16 protein-coding genes and 1 pseudogene are annotated in these 20,802 nt (G+C 71.7%); 1 reads left to right on the forward strand and 16 read right to left on the reverse strand.

All coding sequences use genetic code 11. The features are described 5' to 3' along the window. Positions 1 to 22: 22 nt before the first annotated feature. The 13 genes from KN815_RS23930 to KN815_RS23990 all read right to left on the reverse strand — a co-directional run bounded on the left by KN815_RS23930 (position 23) and on the right by KN815_RS23990 (position 17,924). On the reverse strand, positions 23 to 1,423 hold the full coding sequence (locus tag KN815_RS23930; protein WP_253209204.1) for a cytochrome P450: 1,401 nt from the start codon (positions 1,421 to 1,423) through the stop codon (positions 23 to 25). Between the two features lie 226 nt (positions 1,424 to 1,649). After that, the gene (locus KN815_RS23935; protein WP_216343994.1) at positions 1,650 to 2,804 is read right to left on the reverse strand and encodes an ABC transporter substrate-binding protein; all 1,155 of its coding nucleotides are present in this window, start codon (positions 2,802 to 2,804) and stop codon (positions 1,650 to 1,652) included. A 78-nt stretch (positions 2,805 to 2,882) separates the two neighbouring features. Further along, entirely contained in the window at positions 2,883 to 3,788 is a 906-nt protein-coding gene (locus KN815_RS23940; protein WP_253209205.1) for an ABC transporter permease, read from the reverse strand. After that, positions 3,785 to 4,636 carry an ABC transporter ATP-binding protein gene (locus KN815_RS23945; RefSeq protein WP_216343995.1) on the reverse strand — a complete coding sequence of 284 codons (852 nt, stop codon included), beginning with the start codon at positions 4,634 to 4,636 and terminating at the stop codon, positions 3,785 to 3,787. The genes KN815_RS23940 and KN815_RS23945 overlap by 4 nt, the downstream gene beginning before the upstream one ends. A 112-nt stretch (positions 4,637 to 4,748) precedes the next feature. After that, positions 4,749 to 6,707 carry a glycoside hydrolase family 5 protein gene (locus KN815_RS23950; protein ID WP_216343996.1) on the reverse strand — a complete coding sequence of 653 codons (1,959 nt, stop codon included), beginning with the start codon at positions 6,705 to 6,707 and terminating at the stop codon, positions 4,749 to 4,751. 114 nt (positions 6,708 to 6,821) lie between these two features. Next, positions 6,822 to 9,083: a glycoside hydrolase family 3 N-terminal domain-containing protein gene (locus KN815_RS23955; RefSeq protein WP_216343997.1), complete on the reverse strand. Its 2,262-nt coding sequence runs from the start codon at positions 9,081 to 9,083 to the stop codon at positions 6,822 to 6,824. Beyond that, positions 9,080 to 11,014, reverse strand: a complete 1,935-nt coding sequence (locus tag KN815_RS23960) for a glycoside hydrolase 5 family protein (RefSeq protein ID WP_216343998.1) — start codon at positions 11,012 to 11,014, stop codon at positions 9,080 to 9,082. Before KN815_RS23960 ends, KN815_RS23955 begins: the two co-directional genes overlap by 4 nt. A gap of 48 nt (positions 11,015 to 11,062) precedes the next feature. Beyond that, positions 11,063 to 12,091, reverse strand: coding sequence for a LacI family DNA-binding transcriptional regulator (locus KN815_RS23965; protein WP_372458452.1), 1,029 nt, complete (start codon positions 12,089 to 12,091; stop codon positions 11,063 to 11,065). An 11-nt stretch (positions 12,092 to 12,102) separates the two neighbouring features. Then, complete coding sequence (locus KN815_RS23970) at positions 12,103 to 12,930, reverse strand: carbohydrate ABC transporter permease (RefSeq protein ID WP_216344000.1); 828 nt, start codon at positions 12,928 to 12,930, stop codon at positions 12,103 to 12,105. Positions 12,931 to 12,946: 16 nt separating this feature from the next. After that, entirely contained in the window at positions 12,947 to 13,885 is a 939-nt protein-coding gene (locus KN815_RS23975; RefSeq protein WP_216344001.1) for a carbohydrate ABC transporter permease, read from the reverse strand. A 52-nt stretch (positions 13,886 to 13,937) separates the two neighbouring features. Further along, positions 13,938 to 15,227, reverse strand: coding sequence for an ABC transporter substrate-binding protein (locus KN815_RS23980; RefSeq protein WP_216344002.1), 1,290 nt, complete (start codon positions 15,225 to 15,227; stop codon positions 13,938 to 13,940). A 229-nt stretch (positions 15,228 to 15,456) separates the two neighbouring features. Next, positions 15,457 to 16,950: a carboxylesterase/lipase family protein gene (locus tag KN815_RS23985; RefSeq protein ID WP_216344003.1), complete on the reverse strand. Its 1,494-nt coding sequence runs from the start codon at positions 16,948 to 16,950 to the stop codon at positions 15,457 to 15,459. Positions 16,951 to 17,021: 71 nt separating this feature from the next. Next, positions 17,022 to 17,924 carry an MBL fold metallo-hydrolase gene (locus tag KN815_RS23990; RefSeq protein WP_216344004.1) on the reverse strand — a complete coding sequence of 301 codons (903 nt, stop codon included), beginning with the start codon at positions 17,922 to 17,924 and terminating at the stop codon, positions 17,022 to 17,024. A 173-nt stretch (positions 17,925 to 18,097) separates the two neighbouring features. On the opposite strand from KN815_RS23990, the gene KN815_RS23995 reads away from it, so the two are divergent. Then, positions 18,098 to 19,435 carry a glycoside hydrolase family 10 protein gene (locus KN815_RS23995; protein WP_372458451.1) on the forward strand — a complete coding sequence of 446 codons (1,338 nt, stop codon included), beginning with the start codon at positions 18,098 to 18,100 and terminating at the stop codon, positions 19,433 to 19,435. Here the strand turns inward: KN815_RS23995 and KN815_RS24000 are convergent. The 3 genes and pseudogenes from KN815_RS24000 to KN815_RS24010 form a co-directional block, all read right to left on the reverse strand. Beyond that, positions 19,357 to 20,406 carry an LLM class flavin-dependent oxidoreductase gene (locus KN815_RS24000; protein WP_216344005.1) on the reverse strand — a complete coding sequence of 350 codons (1,050 nt, stop codon included), beginning with the start codon at positions 20,404 to 20,406 and terminating at the stop codon, positions 19,357 to 19,359. The two genes, KN815_RS23995 and KN815_RS24000, sit on opposite strands and share 79 nt — an antisense overlap. After that, the gene (locus KN815_RS24005; RefSeq protein WP_216344007.1) at positions 20,403 to 20,591 is read right to left on the reverse strand and encodes a hypothetical protein; all 189 of its coding nucleotides are present in this window, start codon (positions 20,589 to 20,591) and stop codon (positions 20,403 to 20,405) included. The genes KN815_RS24000 and KN815_RS24005 overlap by 4 nt, the downstream gene beginning before the upstream one ends. Before the next feature lie 63 nt (positions 20,592 to 20,654). Beyond that, positions 20,655 to 20,802: pseudogene (locus tag KN815_RS24010) on the reverse strand (IS110 family transposase); the annotation flags it as partial.

Raw genomic sequence — 20,802 nt, forward strand, 5'->3', positions numbered from 1 at the left:
CTCCGCCCGGACCATCCATCCCCTAGCCTCGGCGCAGGCTCGCCAGGAAGCGCCAGAGCGCGGAGCGGGGCCGTTCCGGCTGGGTGGGGGCGGGCGTCGGGTGGGCGGAGGGCTCGGGCTCCGGGAGCGGGGCGGGTGCCGCGGCTCCGGCGGCCGGGGGCATCGGGGTCTGCCGCGTCCGCATGCGGTACCGGACCGGGAAGGACTTCAGGCCGCGTACATACGTGGACGAGCGCCAGGGCAACTGGTCGACGGGCAGGCCCAGTTCGAAGTCGCACCGTTCGAACAGCCTGCCCACCGCCGTGGCGACGATCATGTCGGCGAGCCCCCGCCCCGGGCACTGGTGCGGCCCCGCGCCCCACGCCAGATGGGCGCGCGAACTCACCGACGCGTCCTGGCTGCCGGGCGTGGCGAACGTCGGATCGCCATGCGCGGCGGCGATCGAGGGCACCACCACATCGCCCGCGGCGAGCCGGAAGTCCCCCAGGTCGGTGTCGACCACAGGGAAGCGGAAGGTGAGGTTGACCCACGGTGGCGAGGCGATGTGCACGCGGTTGACCAGCTCTTCGACCGGCCCCGCCATCAGTCCGGCCCGCGTCCCGGCCTCCCCGGCCAGCACCTCCAGCACGCTGTTGGTGATGGCGTGGCTGACCAGCTCGGACATGATGACGATGATCGCGTACAGCTCCAGGCCGATCTGCTCCACCGTCAGCGGGGGCTCGATGGCGAGCAGCCGGGTGGTCAGGTCGTCACCGGGGTTCTGCCTCTTGTACGCCGCGAGTTCGGTCGTCGCGGCCACCAGCCGCCCCACGGCCGCCGCGGCGTCCGGGCCGCCGTCCACCATCCGCCACGAGTCCATGAACACGTCGTCGCCCTGATCGACCGGGAAGCCGAACAGCCGGTTGACGGCCATCAGCGGCAGCGCACGGGCGAACTGCGCACCCAGGTCCACCCATCCGCTGTCGCTGCCGTCCGCGAAGAAGGTGATCAGCTCGTCGGCGTGGCGGGAGACGGCGTTCGCCAGCTCCCAGGACTGGGGAGCGTCGGTGTCCTGGAAGGGGGCGAGTGCCTCCTCCACGGCGGCGCGTGTCGCCTTGCGCCGCCGGTCGTCCTGGACCAGCAGATGGCTGACCTGGTAGCCGGGCAGATGCGGCCAGTCGGACGGCACCCGGCCCTCGCGCAGCCACCGCCAGTGCTGGACGTCCTTCTTCCATGTGCTCTCGTCGCGCAGCACCTCCCGCACCTCTCGGTAGCCGAGCACCAGCCAGACGGGCACTCCGTGCAGATCGACGGGGGCCACCGGCCCGTACCGGGCCCGCAGCGTTGCGTAGACCGAGGCGGGCCGGGTCTCGAAGTCCCGTGTCATCAGCGGCTCGACCGCCAGGGACTCCAGCTCGGACGGCGCGGAAGCGGGGAATTGCATGTCGATGTCCTTAGTGCGACAGCCAGGATTCCGGCCGGGCCGCGGGGTCCGTGTGGGGAAGCCACACGGCATTTGACGCGCGGCCCGGAGCGAGAGTCGGCCCGCTACGGCGCAGGCCACACTAGCGTGCCGTTCGGCGGGCTGAACAGCGTGTCCGATCTCCGTGCTCCAGAGCATGCAACGCGCCAGGTCGATACGGCCGGGGCTGGTGGCCGACCGGGTACGGCTAGGGCTTATGGCCGACCGCTTCCGTGTAGAACGAGCGGTCCACGACCCGGTCCTCGGGCAGCGGGTCGCCCTCGACCACCCCGGCGGTGGCGTACGCCTTCTGGAGCCGCTCCACCGTGCCCGAGCGGATCTCCCAGTCCATGCGGAGCGACGGTACGGCGGCCAGGGTGTCCGGCTCGGTCTTGAGCGCTTCGCCGAGGTCGTCGAGGAATGCCTGGTCCTTCTTGTAGTCCCCGGCGAAGTAGGTGTTGACGGTGCGGATGTAGGCGCGCAGGAACGCCACCCCCGCGTCCGGGTTCCCGGTCAGCAGATCAGGGCCGAACAGCAGCCCGCCGAGGGGTTCGCCGCGTGGCTGGCCGCCGAGGAAGGCGTAGCCCGTGTCGCCGTCCACCTGGCGCCACACCGGGTCGAGCAGCCATGCGGCGTCCACTCCGCCGTTCTTCAGCGAGGTGAGGACCTCGGCCGGGCCGAGCTGCTGGAAGCGGACGCTGTCCACGTCGGCCTGGTGCGCGGCGAGCACCTTCTCCATCGGGTACATGATGACCGAGCCCTTGCCGATGAGCGTGCCGACCGTACGGTCCTTGAGGCTGACCTCGCCCGCCGTCTCCCCCGGTTTCAGCCTGGCCCAGAATCCGCTCCTGGAGCCGGGCGCGGGGGTGAAGTTCCCGGCGACCCAGCGAATGTCGAACCCCTGGCGGATGCCGTTGAGCACGGCCGCCTCCGGCGCCGCGTACTGGACGTCGATATCGCCCTTGGCGAGCAGCGGAAGCGCGTCCGGCGTGGGCAGCAGCTTCAGTTCGACGTCCAGCTTCTCCTTACTGAACTCGCCCTTCTCCATGCCGATCCGCAGGGGTGCGAGGTATTCGGCGGTCAGTGTGCCGGCGGAGACGACGATCTTCGTCTTCTTCTTCAGCGGCTTCGGCGCGGGCGCGCCGGGTGAGCAACGGGCGGGCGCGCGGGCGGCGGACGCGTCGGCGGGGTCGGTCCAGCCCTTGGCGCAGCCCGCGACGGGGGTGATGGGGCGGGGCTTGCCCGGTGTGCCGGAGCGCGCCGACTCCGAGGTCTGCGCGTCGCAGGCGGCGAGGGAGCCGAGGACGCCGAACAGGGTCACGCCCGTCATCAGGGCGCGGGCGAGGAAGAGTCTCCGTGCCATGGTGCCGCCTTCCGGGGCTGGGGGTCGGAGCCGGGGTGAGGGTCGGAGCCTGAGTGAGGGTCAGGGCCTGGGTGACGGTCAGGGCCGGGGGCGGCCGCGGTCCCGCGGCGCCCAGGGGGTGAGCCGCCGGCCGATGAAGCGGACCAGTTCGGAGAAGACCACGCCGAGCACGGCCACGCAGACGATGCCGACGAACATCACATCGTTCTGGAACAGCGTCCGCGAGTCGAAGATCAGATGGCCGAGGCCGTCGTTGGCGGCGATCTGCTCGGAGGCGACGATGACCAGGACCGCCACTCCGGAGGCGACCCGCATGCCGACCAGGACCTGCGGCAGCGAGGCGGGCAGCAGGACATGGCGGAACATCTGCCAGGGACCGGCGCCGAACACCTGCCCGGCCTCCCGGTAGCCCTCGGCGACGCCCATCACGGCGGCCATCGTGGAGATCCAGACGAAGAAGAAGACGGTGGTCGCGACGAGCGCGATCTGAGGGCCCTCACCGAGGCCGAACATATTGAGGAACACCGGGAGCAGCGCGAGCTTGGGCACCACGTACAGGGCGTCGAGCAGCGGTTCCAGCGCGGCGCGGACCATCCGCAGCGCGCCCATCACCAGCCCGAAGAGATAGCCCGCGGCCGTGCCGAGCGCATACCCGGCGACCACCCGCTGGAGCGTGGCCCATACGTCCGGCCACAGCTTGCCGTCGGCGGCGCGCTGCCAGCCGTCGGCCGCGATGGTGGACGGCGCGGGGTAGATACGCGAGTCGATCCAGTGCCGGTCCGCGGCGAGCTGCCACAGCAGGATCAGCGCGGCGGGCACGGCGAGGGCGAGGGCCAGCTCGATGCCGCGGCGCCGCCGGTGGGCGCGGACGGGATCGCGCTCCCCCGGTCCGGGGCGCCGCACCAGCACGGTCTCGGCGGGCCCGCCGCCGCTGTCACCGGGCCGGGCGGTCCGGGCCGAGGCGGGCGCGCTCTCGCTCTTCATGAGGGCTTCCCCGCCGGGCCCGACACCGGGTCCGACACCGGGTCCACCGGAGCGGCGGCACCGGGCCCGGCCCGCTGGACCTCGTCGCGCAGCAGCTCCCACAGCTCGGACTGGAGCGCGGCGAACCGCGGGGCGCGGCGCATCGCCCCGGTGCGCGGGCGCTCGAACGGCGGGCGGCGTTCGGCGATCACCCTGCCGGGTCTGGCCGACATCACCACCACCCGGTCCCCGAGCACGATCGCCTCCTCCAGGCTGTGGGTGACGAACAGCGCGGTGGTACGGGTCGCCTGGCACACCGCGAGCAGCTCGTCCTGGAGGATGGTGCGCAACTGGGCGTCGAGCGCGGCGAACGGCTCGTCCAGCAGCAGCACCTCCGGCTCCACCGCGAGCGCGCGGGCGATGGCCACGCGCTGCCGCATCCCGCCCGACAGGGTGGCGGGGTAGGCGTCGGCGAAGTCGGCGAGACCGAGCCGGGCCAGCCAGTCCCTGGCCCGTGCGTCGGCGGCCTTGCGTGGTACGCGCTGCACATCGAGGCCGAAGCGGACGTTGGCCAGTACGGTCTTCCAGTCGTAGATGCCGTAGTCCTGCGGGATCATCGCGGCCGGATGGCGCCGGCCCGCGCGCAGCTCGATCTCACCGCCACTGGGGCGGACGAGTCCGGCGACGATGCGCAGGAAGGTGGACTTGCCGCAGCCGGACGGGCCGACGATGCAGCAGAACTCCCCGTGCTGGATGTCCATATCGAGGGGTCCGAGGGCGTGCACCTGCCGGGTTCCGTGCCCGAAGGTGCGGGTCACCGCGCGGGCACGTACTTTCGGCGCGGTCCCGGGTGTGGTGTGCGGCTCCACCCGTAACTCCTGATCCGGTTCGGCGGGTGACGTGCGACAACGGCTGCGCGCACCACCTCACGATATGACGGACCGTCAGATTCGGGCAAGGGTCGCGGCACGACTGGCGGACTCAGGACAGCCGGCGGCACAGCAGCGCGTCCGGGCTCCCGGAGCTGCCCACCCGGGTGGTGAAGGCGATTCCGGCGGCGTACTCGTCGGCCGCGCACTGGCCCTTGTAGGCGCCGTGGGCGAAGTCGCCCCCGGCGGCGTCGGCGGGCCGGTTGTCGGACCGGTCGAACCACACGGTGCGTCCCGTGGTGCCGAGCGGGGTGCGGGCCGGGGCGCACAGCGCGGCGGACACCCGGCCGCCACGGCGGCTGTAGCCGATCAGGAAGTTGTCCGAGGGGCACTGGAACTTGGTGTAGCCGGAGGCCCAGTCGCCACCGGCGGGCACATACCGCTCGTCCGTGACGACCGTATGGGCGGTGCCGGGGGCACGCGGGTCCTCGGCACCGGCGTCAGTGCACAGTCCGCGCCCGGCGGTGTGGCCGAGGCCGATCAGTCGCAGCCCGTCGGGGCAGGCCGCCTTGTAGGCGCCCGGATCCCAGTCGCCGTGGGCCCGCTCGATCAGCGACTGCACCTGGTCACCGTGGTCGGTGGCGAGCATGCGCCAGGCGGGGACGGGGTCGACGGTTCCGGTGTGCTCGGGCGCGGTCATCAGCCGCTGCCAGGGCGTGGCGCGCCAGTCGCCCTGGTCGAGGATTCCGGTGCGGTGGCCCGCGGAGTCGTAGCGCAGCAGTGCCCAGTCGTCGCTGCCCTCCCAGCCCACCAGTGGCCAGTAGGCGAAGTCGGCGTCGTGGTCGGCGAAGTAGTCGGTGATGTTGGTGAACCAGGCGCGCGGGCGGGCGCCGGTCTCGGCCGAGCCGATGCCGAACTCGCTGATCCACACGGGTGCGGTGTAGTGCCGCCCGGTGTCCTCGGCGACGAAGAACGCCTGATCGGTGAGGACCTTGCGGAGCTCGTCGCGGCTGAGGTCCTGGTACCGGGGGTCGTGGGTCTCGCCGACGCCGGTGGCGCCGCTGTGGCGGGGGCCGGTGTAGCCGTAGAAGTGGGCGGAGTAGACCAGCTTGTGGGCGTTCACGAGGGTGTGCGAGAGGGTGCGCGCGGGCGCCAGGGCGGGCCGTTCATGGGGCAGTCCGTCGACCGGGATCCCCGTCCAGTTGATGCCCTCGATGACGATGAGGAGGTCGGGGTTGCCGTCGGTGAGGATGCGGTCGGCGGCTTGTTGCGCGGCGGTGTACCAGTCGTGCGCGTCGCCGAGCCCCCAGTTGGGGTCGTCCAGGATGTCGCGGCGCACCTCGTTGTAGAGGTCGGCGCCCACGACGCGTGGCTCATCGGCGTAACGGCGGGCCATGAAGACCCAGTCGTCCATCCAGCGCTGGGTGGTCTGGCCGCTGTTCCACCGCTCGTTGCCGTCGACTCCGCAGCACCACCGGGTGGTGTTGGTGTGGTTGTTGAGGATGACGGCGAACCCGTCCCGGCCGAGGGCGGACACCACGGCGTCGAAGATCTGGAGCGGTGTCTTTCCGCGCAGTTGCGGGTTGGCGGCCACGGCGCTGTCCGGCACGGTCGCGGTGGCGTGGATCATCTCGTTGGAGAACGGCAGCCGGATGCTGTTGATGCCGAGCCGGTGGAAGTCGGCGAGCAGGGTCGGCAGGGGGACCCGGTCCAGGCCGAGGGGTATGCCGTGGGAGTTCTGGCCGGCGTGGTGGTTGGCGGGGTCGTCGATGCTGCCGCTGCCCGTCCACGACCCCTGCGCACCGTCCCAGTTGGCCGACTTGAGCCGGAAGCGGTCGCCCTTGGCATCGACGATGTACCGGCCGCGGGTGGACAGCGGCGGCTGCCAGGTGTCGGCCGCGGGAGTGGCGGCCGGGGCGGTGGCGCGGGTGGCGGCCTCGGCGGACTGTTGCGCGGCGGGCTGTTGAGCGGCGGGCCGCTGCGCGGCGGCGACCGGTCCCGGCGCCGTGGCCAGCAGCGCGAGGGTCGCCGCGAGTCCCGTCAGATACCTGAGTGATCTCCTGATCGGCATGCGGCCTTCCCCTGGGTCAGCGGCCGGGCGGTCCCTGCCGGGCACGTGACTGTAGGACGGCCCGCTCAAACTGTCGAGTACGCCCCGGCCCAACACCCCGCTTCCAGCCGGGTATCAGCCGATCACCAGCCGAGCCCCCTGCGTCTCGGCGGAGGACGGACCGGTCTCCAGCAACAGCTCTCCGGATTCGACGGCGAGGCCGAGGTCCCGGGTGACGGAGGCGAGGGTGTCGGCGTCGATCGCGAACACGGCGTCGGCCTCCTCCCCCGGCCGCAGGTCGAGGCGGGTGAATCCGCGCAGCTCACGGACGCGGGGCCAGGAGGAGCCGCCCGACAGCCGCCGCAGATAGAGCTGGACCGTCTCGCGCACCGGCCGCTCACCGGTGTTGCGCACGGTGACCCGGCAGATGAGGGTGGGATCGTCCGGGGTGACGTGGGCGCGGGAGAGCCGTGGCGGCTCGTAGGCGACCGTGGTGTACGACAGGCCGTGGCCGAAGGCGTATCGGGCGGTGGCGGGCTGGTCCACATAGCCGCGGTAGCCGTGGTCCTTGGCGTTGTAGAACACCGGAAGCTGCGCGGCCGACCGGGGGACCGACACCGGCAGCCGCCCCTCGGGCCCGGCCGCGCCGAACAGCACATCGGCCACGGCCCGTCCGCCCCACGGGCCCGGGTACCAGGCGCTCAGCACCGCCCCGGCGGTGCCGGAGAGGTCGGGCAGGGCGTGCGGACGGCCCTGGACGAGGACCACGACGACCGGCACACCCGTGGCCGCCACCGCGTCCAGGAGCGCCAACTGTCCGTCGGGCAGGCGCGGATCGGCCAGGTCGACGCCTTCGCCACACGTCATACCGGCGGAGTCGGCGGAGGTCACGACGGCCGCGCCATTGGTGTCGAAGGAGGTGTCGGCCGACCGCGCGCTGGACCCGCCCAGGACGAGGACCGCGATATCCGCACGTGCCGCCAGCGCGACCGCCTCGGGGACACCGGAGAGGTCGCCGCCGACCAGATCGCACCCGGGCGCATAGCTGATCTCGGTGTCCGGCGGGGCGGCCGACCGGATGCCGTCCAGGACCGTGGCATGGTGGGAGCCGGGGCGCTGCGGGGCGGTGTAGTCGCCGATCTGCTGGGCGATGGAGTCGGCGTTCGGGCCGAGGACGGCGATCCGGCGGGTGGCGGGTGCCAGTGGCAGGACTCCCCCGTCGTGGGCAAGCAGTGTGATGGAGGCGCGGGCGATGCGTTCGCTCAACTCGCGCGGGTCAAGGGGCTGTTCACCGGCAGGCGGATAGGGCCGTTCGAAGAGGCCCAGGCGGAACTTCAGCGTGAGGACCCGGGCCACGGCGGTGTCCAGGGTCGGCTCCGTGACGAGTCCCTGGGCGACCGCCTCGGCCAGCCGCGGAAAGCAGGCGTCCCACAGGCTCAGATCGCATCCGGCGTTCAGGGCGAGGGCGCCCGCGGCCACCGGGTCGCCCGTGAGCCGGACCAGCCGGTCGACGGCGGTGCCGTCGGCCATCACGATGCCGTCGAACTCCATTTGCTCCCGCAGGAGTTCGGTCAGCAGCGGGCGGCTGGCGACACAGGGCAGGCCGTCGAATTCGTTGTAGGCCGCCATCACCCCGGCGGCCCCGGCGCGGATCCCGGCCCGGGCCGCCGCCAGATGGATCTCGTGCAGTTCGCGGGCGCCCAGTTCGGTGGCCGCGCTGTTGCGTCCGCCGACCGTGGCGCCCTGTCCGGCGAAGTGCTTGAGCACGACGGCCACGTCGGCGGTGCGCATGCCGCGCACCAGCGCCTCGGTGAGCCGCGCCGCCAGATACGGGTCCTCGCCGAAGCACTCCTCCGCACGGCCCCAGCGTGGGTCGCGCACCAGGTCGAGGGCGGAGACGAGTGCCACATGGCCACCGCGCGCCCGCAGCTCCGAGGCGGCGGCCGCGACCGCCGCCTCGTAGAGCCCGGGGTCCCAGGTGGCGCCGACGGCGAGGTTGACCGGCAATACGGTGCCGTCCAGGGCCTGGTGGCCGTGCGGAACCTCCTCGACGAACAGCACCGGGATGCCCAGCCGGGTGTTCTCCACGACATGCCGCTGCACGGAGCCTGCGACCCGTGCCCCGTCCGCCGCCGTGATGCCGTCGGCGAAGCCGACGCCGGACCAGGCGTCGGCGCGCTGGAGCCCGTACAGGGCGCCCATTCCGCCGTACGTGGCGACCTCGGTGCGGAAGGCGTCGGTGAGCCGGTGGCCGTCGCCGTCCCGCTCGTAGGCGTGCCAGCCGTACATCCGCTGGTTGACCTGGCCGACCTTCTCGGTGAGCGTCATGCGCCCCAGCAGATCGCGGACCCGGTCGGCCACGGGCGCGGCCGGATCGCGGTAGAGGTGGCCGGTCACCGCAGCTCCAGGACGCGCACCCCGTACGGGCCGAGCGACACCTCCGCGACCGGTGCGCCGGAGGCGAGGTCGCGCAGGGTGCCGTCGGCGACGGGGCGGACGGTGAGCTCGTCGGGGCTCTGGCTGACCAGCCATACGAAGCGGCGCCCGTCGTCATGGACGAGGAGGTCCGCGCCGACATGGGGGCTGTCGACCGTCACCGGGCGGCGGGCCCCGGCCACCTCGGCGAGCGCCGCGTACAGCCGGTGGGTGTCCTCGGGGTTGGCACGGGCGGTGCGGGCGGCCATGTGCTCCAGGGGGTAGGTGGCCAGCACCGTGCGGCCACTCCCGGCCTCGCGCACCAGGAGGGCGGGCCGCCCGTGGGCGTCGACGGCCACCACGCGGGCATCGCGCGGAGCGACCGGCAGATACGCCCGGCTGTCCTCGTTGCCCGCGACGGGGAAGCGCAGCGAGGTCCCGGCGCTCAGCCCGCCGAAGTCCTCGGTGAACGTCATCTCCAGGACGTCGTCCTCGATGGGCTCGGCGACACCGTAGGAGAGCTGTAGTTCGACGCCGAACAGCCCGTCCAGGTCGTCGAACCACGGGCCGCGGGTCCCGGGGTGTTCGCCGGAGCAGAACGAGAGGTAGACCGTGGCGCCCGCGTGGGCGCGGCGTTCGAGTTCACGCCGGGTGCGGGTGGTGAGCTGGCGGGTGGCGGGCAGCAGATACAGGTCCGCGTCGCCGGGCAGTCCGTCGGCCTCCCGGGTGAGGCCCACCGGCAGGTCGGCGGCGCGGGCGGCGACATAGCTCTGGTGCAGGGAGGTGAAGATCAGCGGGCGGTCGGCGGGCCTGCTGTAGGGGTAGCCGCGCTCCAGGAAGGCGGGCACGACCAGCGCCGCGCCGGCGTCGGCGCGTCGGCAGTGTGCGAAGTCCACGTCCTTCAACACCTCGGCGAACGCGGCGAGTTCGAGCAGCGGGGCCTTGGGGGCGCCGGTGCTGTCGGTGATGCCGAAGTGCATCTCGAAGGGGTGGTGGTCGTATGGCGAGCGGTCCCACAGGTCGTCGTAGTCGGTGTTGTTCCAGGCGATCCAGCCCGTGGCCCCGCCGAGCAGGGAGTTATGGAGGGTCTGCCGGTAGTAGACGGCCGCGTTCCGGTCGGACACGGTGTCCGTGGAGAGGCCGAACTCCTCCAGGACGACGGGCTGTCCGGTGACCGATGCCAGTTCACATTCGAAGGCGGCGCGCAGGTGCTGACGGGGCCGGTCGGTGTCCGAGCGGTACACATGCGGGCCCACGAAGTCCACGTACTCGGCGGTGTCGCGCAGGGAGAAGCCGTTGTCGCGGCCGGTGACCTCGATGCCCCACGCGCCGTCGCCGAGCGAGACCGGCTGGGTGCCGCCCGCCGCGCGTACGGCGTTGCACATGGCCTGCGCCCAGGCCGTCACCACATCGGAGGAGGGCGGATCCACCTGGTAGATCCGGCCGTAGCCGGGCATCTCGTTGGTGATGAGCCAGCCGGTGACGGCCGGGTGGTCCGTGAAGCGGCGGGTCATCTGGGACACGAACCACGCCTGGCGGCCGACCATCCACACGTCCTCGTAGAGGTCGCGGCCACCGCGCCAGGCGGGGTCCCAGTTCTCGCCCGACATATGGCCGACGATGAAGGTGGGCACCGTCCCCATGCCGGTCTCGGTGTGGGCGTCGAGGAAGTCGCGGAAGCGTTCGCACAGCGTCTCGTCGACGCGGTCGGGCTGCGGATGGAAGTCCGGCCAGTAGAAGAACGACCGGGTCATCGTCAGGCCGTGCTCGTGCAGCACTCGCAGCTCCGCGCGGACCGTCTTCGGGTCGTAGTCGCGCCACATCAGGGGCCCGCCGGTGCGGGACCAGAAGTTGGCGCCGAGCCAGGGCAGGACGGCGGGCTGGTGGATGAGCTGGGCGCTGTGGCGTCGCATGGTCCTTCTCGGGTGTCGGTGGTGCGGGTGGGGGGTTGGACGTGGGTGTCAGCCGGGGGCGGGTCCGGTGGACTCGCGGACGACCAGCCGTGGCCGGTCGTCGAGCACCGTCTCCTCGACGTCCTCGCCGCAGCGGGCGAGGAGCAGCCGGGCGGCGGCCGCGCCGACCCGCCGCACCTGCTGGTCGACCGTGGTCAGCCGGGGGTGCAGCCAGCGGCCGAGCGTCAGGTTGTCGTAGCCGACGACGGACAGGTCGTCGGGGACGCGCAGCCCGCCGCGCTGGGCGGCGCCGATGCCGCACATGGCCATGGAGTCGTTGGCGTAGACGATCGCCGTGGCCCGGTCGGCGGGCTCCAGCAGGGCCTGGGTGGCGGCGACGGCGGACACTTCGGTGAAATCGGTGTGCAGGACCGCGTAGGGCCGCAGGCCCGCTTGTTTCAGGGCCGTCTCGAAGACACCGCCGCGCAGCCGGGTGTGCCGCAGGTCGGCGGGGCCCGCCACATAGGCGATGCGCCGGTGGCCGAGCCCGAGCAGATGGCGGACGACCTCCTCGACGGCGGCGTCCTGGTGGCCGAGGCCGACGCGCGGCACGGCTGCGGCCCGGTCGGGGGGACCGAGTAGCACGGCGGGCAGGCCGAGGCGGGTCAGCAGGGCGGGGCGCGGGTCATCGGCGCGGGCGTCGGTCAGCACGGCCCCGTCGACGCGGCCCTCGGCCGCCAGCCGCTTGTAGAGGGCGTTCTCCTCCTGCGCGCCCGCGACCAGGTGCAGCAGCAGACCGTAGCCGCGGGGCGCCAGTTCGCCCTCGATACCGGTGATCAGCTCGCTGAAGTGCGGGTCCGCGCCGAGCACATCGGTGGGGCGCCGGACGACGAGGGCGAGGGTGCGGGTGCGGGCGCTGCGCAGGGCGGCGGCGGACGCGCTCGGCGACCAGCCGAGTTCCATCGCGGTGTCCAGGATGCGCGCCCGGGTCGCCTCCGACAGCCGGCCCTTGTCGTTGAACGCCTGGGACACGGCCGCGGTCGACACCCCGGCGGCGGCCGCCACCTGCTTGATGGTGGGGCGCCGGCCCTGCTTCACGGCGGGTGTGCTCACGCCTTGACCGCCCCGTTGACGAGCGCCTGCTGCATGCGCTTCTGGAGCACCGTGTAGACGACCCATACGGGGACCAGGGTCAGTACGGTACCGGCGGTGAGAACACCGTAGTCGGTGCCGGTGATGGCCTTCAGGGTGGGCAGGGCCACCTGCACGGTGCGCTGTTCTGGGTCCGGGCCGATGATGATCAGCGAGTACAGATACTCGTTCCAGAAGGTGAGGAAGTTCAGCAGAAGCACGGTCGCGATGCCGGGCAGGCACATCGGTATGTAGATGTGCCGCAGCACCGTGTAGGTGGACGCCCCGTCCATCCGGGCGGCCTCCTCCATCTCCCTGGGGATGGTCCGCATGAACTGCACCAGGATCACCACCGACAGCGGCATCGCCGTGGCGGGCAGGAAGAAGACCATGAACAGCCGGGTGTGGAACAGCCCGGTGGCGGCGGCGAGCAGGAAGGTGGGGAAGAGCGCCGCGAACGTGGGGATGAGGAAGCCCAGCGAGAAGATCTTCTCCATCGCCGAGGCGAGCCGGCTCGTCGAGCGGGCGAGCGCGAACGCCGCGGGCAGCGCCAGCAGCAGGGTCAGCGCCAGCGCGAGGACCGTCACCAGCGCCGAGTTGACGACGGCCGTCCCCAGGTCGGCGCTGTCGTAGGCGGTGCGGAAGTTGCCGAAGCCGAACGACGAGGGCAGCGCGAAGGGGTGGGCGAAGATCTCCTCGTTGCTTTTGAACGCGGAGGCGAGGAAGTAGTAGAGCGGCACGATCAGCAGCACCGCGTAGGTCCACACCAGCAGGTGTGCGGGCAGCCAGCGTTTGCCGAGTTTCATGGTGAGCGCCTTCGGGTCAGTAGTTCTGGCGGAACGCGCGGCGGATGGTGAGCAGCCCGACGAGCCCGGCCAGGAAGAGGATGACGCCGACGGTCTGGCTGTAGCCCAGGTCGGCCGCGATGAACGCCTTCTGGTAGACGAGGAAGGACAGCGTCGTGGACGAACTGCCGGGGCCGCCCTGGGTGAGCAGCAGGACATGCTGGGCCGAGCCGAAGAGGGTCCACAGGAACTGAAGCATGGTGACGACGCCTGCATAGTCGCGGATCACGGGGAAGTGGATGCGCCACATGGTCCGCCAGTGCCCGGCCCCGTCCAACTGCGCCGCCTCGCCGAGGTCGTCCGGGACGCTGTCGAGCCGGGCGGCGAACAGGACGGCGGTGAAGCCGATCCCGCTCCACACGTCCAGGGCGATGAGACAGGCCAGGGCCGTCGACGGGGAGGCGAGCCAGGCGTCGGTGAGCGAACCGAGCCCCACCGACTTCAGCGCGCCGTTGGCCAGCCCGTCCGGGGACAGCGCCGCGTAGAACACCATCGCCTTGGCGGGGGTGGAGATCAGACCGGGGATGAACAGCAGATAGCGGATGACGCGGTGCCCGGGCGGCTTCTGCGCCACGTAGTAGCCCAGCATGTACGCGCACACGATCATGACCGGCAGCGCCACCGCCAACTGGACGGCGGTGTTGCGCACCGCGTCCCAGAAGACGGGGTCGTCCAGGACCGTGCGAACGTTGCCGAGACCGGCGAAGGACACCGGCTGGAGCATGCCCGGCCAGTGCAGGGCGGCGATCACGAAGATGGCGATCACCGGGCCGATCATGAAGACCGCGTACCAGACCAGCGCCGGGACGGCGAGGATCGTGCCGCCCTGCCGGGGCGTGCCGCTGTGGCCCGTGGTGGCGGGCGGTGCGGGTTGGCGGACCACGGCCCCGCCCGGGGTCGACGTCAGCGTCGTCATGAGGTGGCTCCCGTGGAGTCGGGCTCGGGATATGAGCGAACGGACGGGCGGTTCACGCGGAGCGGTACGCGGTCTCGAGCGCGGCGCGGACCTTCGCGGCGCTGGTGCCGCGGGTGAAGGAGGTGCTGGTCGCGGTGATCAGCGGCTGGGCGGCGGCGGGCGGGACGTACACATCGGGCAGCAGTGCCTGGCTCACCGCCCCGCCGAGCCGCTGGGCCGCGGCGACCAGCGGGAAGTCCGTGCTGAGGGTGTCGGAGCGCAGCGCCATGTCGCGGCCGCTCTCCTTGATGAACCGGGAGACGGTGTCCGGCCGGTACATGAAGCGCAGGAACTTCTCGACGGCGTCGATCTTCTTGGTGCCGTTCGGGCTGATCCAGAACCCGATGAGGGTGTAGGTGCGCAGGATGGTGGGCTTGTCGTGGACGGCGCCGCCGGTCAGCGGCCAGCCGCCGACCTCGGTGTGCCGGGCCACCTTCTCGGGCACCTTGGCCAGCGCCGAGGACATCGCCGACTCGATGGCCGCGGCCTGGGTGTTGAACTGCGTGGTCATCGTGTCCGAGGTGAGGCCCTGCGCCTTGTCGGCGAAGACGCCCGCGTCGCGCAGTGTCACGAAGTAGTCGATGCCCTCCCGGGCGCCTCTGCTGCCGAAGTCCCCGGTGGTGTAGGCGTGCCGGGCCTCGTCCTCGGTGAGGAAGGTCTGGATGATCTGGGCGAGCAGCTTCTGTCCGGTCCAGTCGTTGCCGCCGACGGTCACGGGCGCGATCCCCTTGGCGCGCAGCTTGCGGGCCGCGGCGATCAGCTCATCGCCCGTGGTGGGTATCGCGTCGACGCCCGCGCGGTCCAGCAGTGCCCGGTTGTAGGCGATCGGCCAGTTGGTGGCGAAGTAGGGGAAGGCCCGCACCCGGCCCTTGGCGTCGGTCCACTCGGCCAGCGCCTGCGGGAGCACACGCGTCCGCAGCCCCCAGTCGTCCAGGTAGCGCTTGACGTCGACCGTGGCGCCGACGTCGGTCCAGGCCAGCGTCTTGTCGTAGAGGTTGACCATGACGACGTCCGGCTCCTTGCGGGCCAGCCGCGAGGTCTCGTAGACCTGCGCGAGGTCGTCGCCGTTGATGAGGTTCTTGACCTTGAGCCCCGGATTTTCCTTGCGGAACCGGTCCAGGGCCGCGAGGTAGGTCGGCGATCCCGGGGCGGTGGTGCCGAGCTGGCTGTGCACGACGAGGGTATCGGGATCGGAGTCCGCTCCGGTCAGTGCGGAGCAGCCGGACAGGCCGGGCAGGACGGTCGCGGCGGCCAGGCCGGAACCGGTGGCGAGGAAGCCGCGCCGAGTCAGCGGTGAGTGCACTGCGGGGGTCTCCAACCAGGCGGTTAACGAGTGGTTAATCGATCTACCTCGAGGGTGAGAGGAATGTAGGAGCCACTTCGCCTCTGGTCAAGCCCTTGCCGGGGGCGAAAAACACCGCCACCGGGGATGGCGGGGGCCGGAAAACGGAACGGCGCCCACCGGGAGGTCCCGATGGGCGCCGAAGCCGAGGTCCGTTTGCACGGCGGCGGTGTGACCGCCCACGCGGGCGCTATTCCCAGGCCCGCCGTATCGGGGCGCCGGGGTCCGCCACCCGCGTCCATGCCTCGGCGATGCGCATGGTCGTCCGGCGCACGCTCTCGTACGGCGGCCAGCCGGGGTCGCCCGTTCTCGCGAACCGGATCCAGGTGGCGTGGACGCGGGAGGCGAGACCGGCGGGTGGCTCGGCCGGGCCGAGGATCGCCTCGGGGCCATGGAGCCGCGGCAGATCGGTGCGGTCGAACACGAACGGCAGCTCCATGACATGCGTGGCGCCGAGCCGCCCGTCCAGGGCCCGCGACCGCCAGGCGAACTCATAGACGTGGGTACGCGACGAGGAGTGCCGGGCGTGGGCGGCCGCGAGCCGCCGGGTGCCCGCGCCGAACAGGGCGTCCGTCATGATGGCGGACCGCAGTTCCCCGGCGGACGCCCCGGGCCGCTCGCGGCGGTAGACCTCCACCAGCTTCTGAGGGGCGGGGTGGGAGCGTGCCGCCACGGCGTGGACGTCCTCCTCGGTCGAGGTCGCCAGGTGGCCGAGCGGGACCAGATAGAGGTTGCCCTCCTCGGCGTTCGTGCCGAGCAGCAGGTCGACGCCCGCGCCGCGGCCGGCGGCCACGGCCTCGGCCGGCTGCTGGTCCAGGACGAGGCTGAACGGGCTCAGGCCGATCAGCGGATCGAAGTGTCCGTCGACGTTGAGATCGATGCCCGCGAGTTGGGGCATGGCCGTAACGAGGCGCTCGTCGGGAACCGACGCCAGCGCCTCGGCGGTCGGGGCGGTCCCCAGGATGCGGGCGAGGGCCCGGGTGACCCGGTCGGCCTGGGCGGGGGCGAACGCCCCCAGGCCGTTGCCGCTCTGGATGATCGCCCGCTGGAAGAGACCCTCGGCCCGCGGGTCGGCCACCACCGCGCCCACGATCGTGGCGCCCGCCGACTGCCCGAAGAGCGTCACCCGGGACCGGTCGCCGCCGAAGGCCGCGATGTTCTCCTCGACCCAGCGCAGGGCCGCGATCACATCCAGCAGACCCCGGTTGTCGGGCGCGTCGGGGAGGTGCAGGAAACCGGGTACACCGAGCCGGTAGTTGAGGGTGACCAGGACGACGCCGTCACGGGCGAAGCCGGTGCCGTCGTAGAGCGCCGACCGGGTGGACCCGGCCACGAATCCGCCACCGTGCACGAACACCGTCACGGGCAGGTCATCGCGTGTGGTGTCGGGCGTCCAGACGTTCACCGCGAGGTAGTCCTCGCCCGGGACCCAGCCCTGCCCGAAGTACGGGGACATGTCGAGGTCGCCGAACGCGTCGCGCCCCGGCTGTGGCGCCGTGGGGCCCGCGGCGGTGGCATCCCGGACACCGTCCCACGGCGGGTGGGGCACCGGCGGGGCGAACCGGGCGGCGCCCCGTGGCGGGGCGGCGTAGGGGATGTGCCGGAAGACGGTGGCGTGTTCCTCCCGGCGGCCACGGACGGCGCCCTGGGAGGTGGCCACGATGGGGGCGAAGGTGTTCGTCATATGCGGGGTGTGTCTCTTCCTCGGTTCCTCGGTATCGCTCCGGTCCGGATCACAGGCGGGTCCGCCCGGGGTCACAGGCGCGCGAAGGCCGCCCATTCCTTGACGGCGAACCCGCCGCCCTCGTGCCGCACCTCCGCGGCGCCATGACCGCCCAGGTGGGCGGGGAAGACCAGGGTGTTCTCCTCGGCCGCCCGGCCCAGGATCCGGCGGCGGGTGGCGCGGGATTCGGCCGGGTCCTCGCAGAAGCAGCTATTGGTGTCGGGATCCGCGATCTGCACCGGGTTGTGCAGCATGTCCCCGACGAAGAGCGCGCGATCGCCTCGGGAATCGAGAGCGAGCACGGACGATCCCGGTGTGTGTCCGGGGGCGAGTTCCAGACGCAGATTGGCGTCGATGTCGAGGGTGCCGTCCCACAGCACCGCCTTGCCCGCTTCCTGGATGGGGGCGACGGAATCCTCGAAGACATTCTGGTTGCCCCGGCCGAACACTGTCTTGTGCTCATTCTCCGGATTCCAGAACTCGAAGTCGCGCTCCGGCATGAGATAGGTGGCATTCGGAAAGGTCGGCACCCACTGACGGCCGTCGAGCCGGGTGTTCCAGCCCACGTGGTCGACATGCAGATGCGTGTTGATCACGACGTCGACGTCCTCCGGCCGCACTCCGGCCCTGGCGAGATTCCCCAGGAAGTCGGTGTTCAGATAGCCCCACACCGGTGCGTAGGGCCGGTGCTTGTGGTTGCCCACACCGGTGTCGACCAGAATGGTCTTGCCCTCGCTGCGCAGGACCCAGGTCTGAATCGCGGATCGCACATTGTCGGCGGCGGGGTCGTAGAAGTCAGGGGCCAGCCAGGACGCGTTGTCCTCCCAGACCCTCTCCGGGCTTTCCGGGAAGAAGGCCCGGGGCGTCATGTCGACCGAGCCGTAGTATTCCTCGACGCGCGTGATGGTGACATCGCCCAGCGTTATCTGCTGCATGGATATTCGCCTCATGTGTCAGAAAGTCGATTGGCAGCAAAATCCTCGCCGGAGGGGGCCGGGGACGGTATCCGTCACATGACTGCACCTGCTCTGCGACGACGGCCACACGACCGACAACACATCACCACCGCTCCGAAAAGTTACGCGTCCGAAGGGCGTTCAGCCTCGGCGTGGTCGGCTTCCTCACCGCGGCCGGCGTTCTGGCCCTGTCCGGTCCCGCAAGCGCCGCGAGCACCCTCGGCGGCGCGGCGGCGGCCAAGGGCCGGTACTTCGGTGCCGCCGTTGCCGCGGGCCACCTCGGCGAAGCCCCGTACGCCGCCACGCTGGACACCGAGTTCAACGCCGTCACGCCCGAGAACGAGATGAAGCGGGACGCCGTCGAGAAGTCGCGGAACTCGTTCAGCTTCGGCTCCGCGGATCAGATCGTCGGCCATGCGCAGGGCAAGGGCATGAAGATCCGTGGCCATACGCTGGTCTGGCACTCCCAACTGCCCGGCTGGGTGGGCGGTTTGAGCGCCACCGAGCTGCGCTCGGCGATGAACAACCACATCACCAAGGTGATGCAGCACTACCAGGGCAAGGTCTACACCATGGTGAAGGACTTCAAGGCCCGCGGTGTGCCGATCGACTGCGTCGGCTTCCAGTCGCACTTCAACAACCAGTCCCCGGTCCCCGGTGACTACCAGCGGAACCTCCAGCGCTTCGCCGCCCTCGGCGTCGATGTGCAGATCACCGAGCTGGACATCGAGGGCTCCGGCACGGCCCAGGCCGACAGCTACCGCCGCGTCACCCAGGCGTGTCTGGCCGTGTCCCGCTGCACCGGCATCACCGTATGGGGCATCCCCGACAAGTACTCATGGCGCGCCGGCGGCACTCCGCTGCTGTTCGACGACGACTACGGCAAGAAGCCCGCGTACAGCGCGGTGCTCGCCGCGCTGGGCGGCACCGGCGACGGTGGCGGTGGCGGCGGCGGTGGCGGTGGCGGTGGCGGTGGAGGCAGGACGTGCACCGTGTCGTACGCCGAGACGCAGCGGTGGGGCGACCGTTTCAACGGTCAGGTGACGGTACGGGCGGGCAGCTCCGCCATCAGCGGCTGGACGGTGACGGTGACCGTGCGTTCCGCGCAGAGCGTCTCCACGACCTGGAACGGCAGTCCTGGCTGGGACGGCAGCGGCAAGGTCATGACGATGCGGCCGAGTGAGCACCGCCGTGCGCGGCGAGTGCGTCCCGGCCATGGCGGGTGTGCACAGCTCACCGGTGTCGCCGGTCCGCGCCGTGAACGTGGCCAGTTGCGCGGCCGGCGGATGGGAGGCACCGGCCACCACACAGCCGAAGGTGTCCAGGATGTGCAGGGCCGCCCGGGACCGGGTGTCCGGCCCGGCCGTGCGCGGGCCGTGGTGGCCGCGCCGGACCAGCTCCTCCAGTACGCTCACCGGCCGGCTTCCGGCCGCAGGGCGGGCAGCACCTCGGAGCCGACGCTTTCGATCAGCTCGGTGGGCGGATCATAGGAGCCGACATGCTGGAGGAACACATCGGTCACCCCGTCGGCGTGCAGCGCGGTGAGCCGTTCGGCGATCTCCTGGGCGGTGCCGAACAGGCAGAACTCCTGGGCGAACCGGAGCACCGCCGCATCGCTCACCCAGGCCGAGCAGATCTCGACGGCCGCGTCCCAGTCCTCGGCGTGGACGAGGTCCGGATAGACGCCCTCCACCCGTGCGGGTACGTCCAGTTCGATCCCGGCCAGGGTGAGGAAGGGCGCGCCGCCGTTCTGGGCGATCGAGGCGCAGATCGGCTTGAGCAGCCGGGCCTCGGCCTCGATGTCGTCGGTCACCGCGCAGAACGCCGAGACCGTCAGCGGGATGGCCGCCGCGGTGCGGCCCGCGGCCTCCGCGCCCTCCCGCACCCGGGCGGTGGCACTGGCGAGGGTGTTCCGCGAGACGCCGCTGAGCAGGATGACACCGTCGGCGATCTCCCCGGCGAGCCGTAGATTGCGGGGGCCGCTGGCGGCCATGTGGATCGGCACGTTCGGATCCGGGTCGCGCAGCCGGGACCGTACGCCGTTGAAGTCCCACTCCTCCCCCGCGAACAGCGCCCGCAGCGTGGCCAGCCCGTCGCGCAGCTCCGCCCCGGTGCTCTGGCGCATGCCGATGGGGCCGACCGAGCTGTTGCCCACGCCGAGGCCGAGGGTGAACCGGCCGGGGGCCAGTTCGGCGACGCTGCGCGCGGCCGAGGCGACGACGGCCGGGTGCCGGGTGGCGAGGTTGGTGACCGCGCTGCCCAGGCCGATCCGCTCGGTGGCCAGCGCGGCGGCGGTCAGGACCGTGAACACGTCCCGCCACAGCAACTGGGAGTCGGGGAACCACACCTGGTCGAAGCCCAGTTCCTCGGCCCGCCGGGCGGTCGTGGCCAGCCGGTCCACCCGGTCGCACGGCGGTATGCGGACGCCGACGCGTATCCCGCTCTTCTGTGGTGTGTTCATGCCTGCCCCCCGTTCAGGAAGTCCATGTGCAGTGCGTTGAAGCGGTCCGCGTGTTCATGCTGGGGCCAGTGGCCGCATTCGCCCTCGGGCCAGGACGCGTACCGCCGCTCGATGGCGGCGAGCAGCCCCTCGGGCCCGCAGCGGTACACGACGAGCGCCGTCGGCCACCGTAGGCCGGCGACCACCGCGCACCGCTCGCCTCGGCGGCGGCCACCATCGGCAGCAGCGGGGTGCCCCTATGGGTTTCGTCAAGCTGTGGGGGCAGGTTGCGGGTCGTAGAAGGTGCCGTCGCGAAGCATCGCGAAGAGGACGTCGGCTCGGCGTCTGGCGAGGCAGAGGAGGGCTTGGGTGTGGTGCTTGCCCTGGGCGATCTTCTTGTCGTAGTAGGTCCTGGAG

The sequence above is a fragment of the Streptomyces niphimycinicus genome (assembly GCF_018883605.1).
GTDB lineage: Bacteria > Actinomycetota > Actinomycetes > Streptomycetales > Streptomycetaceae > Streptomyces > Streptomyces niphimycinicus.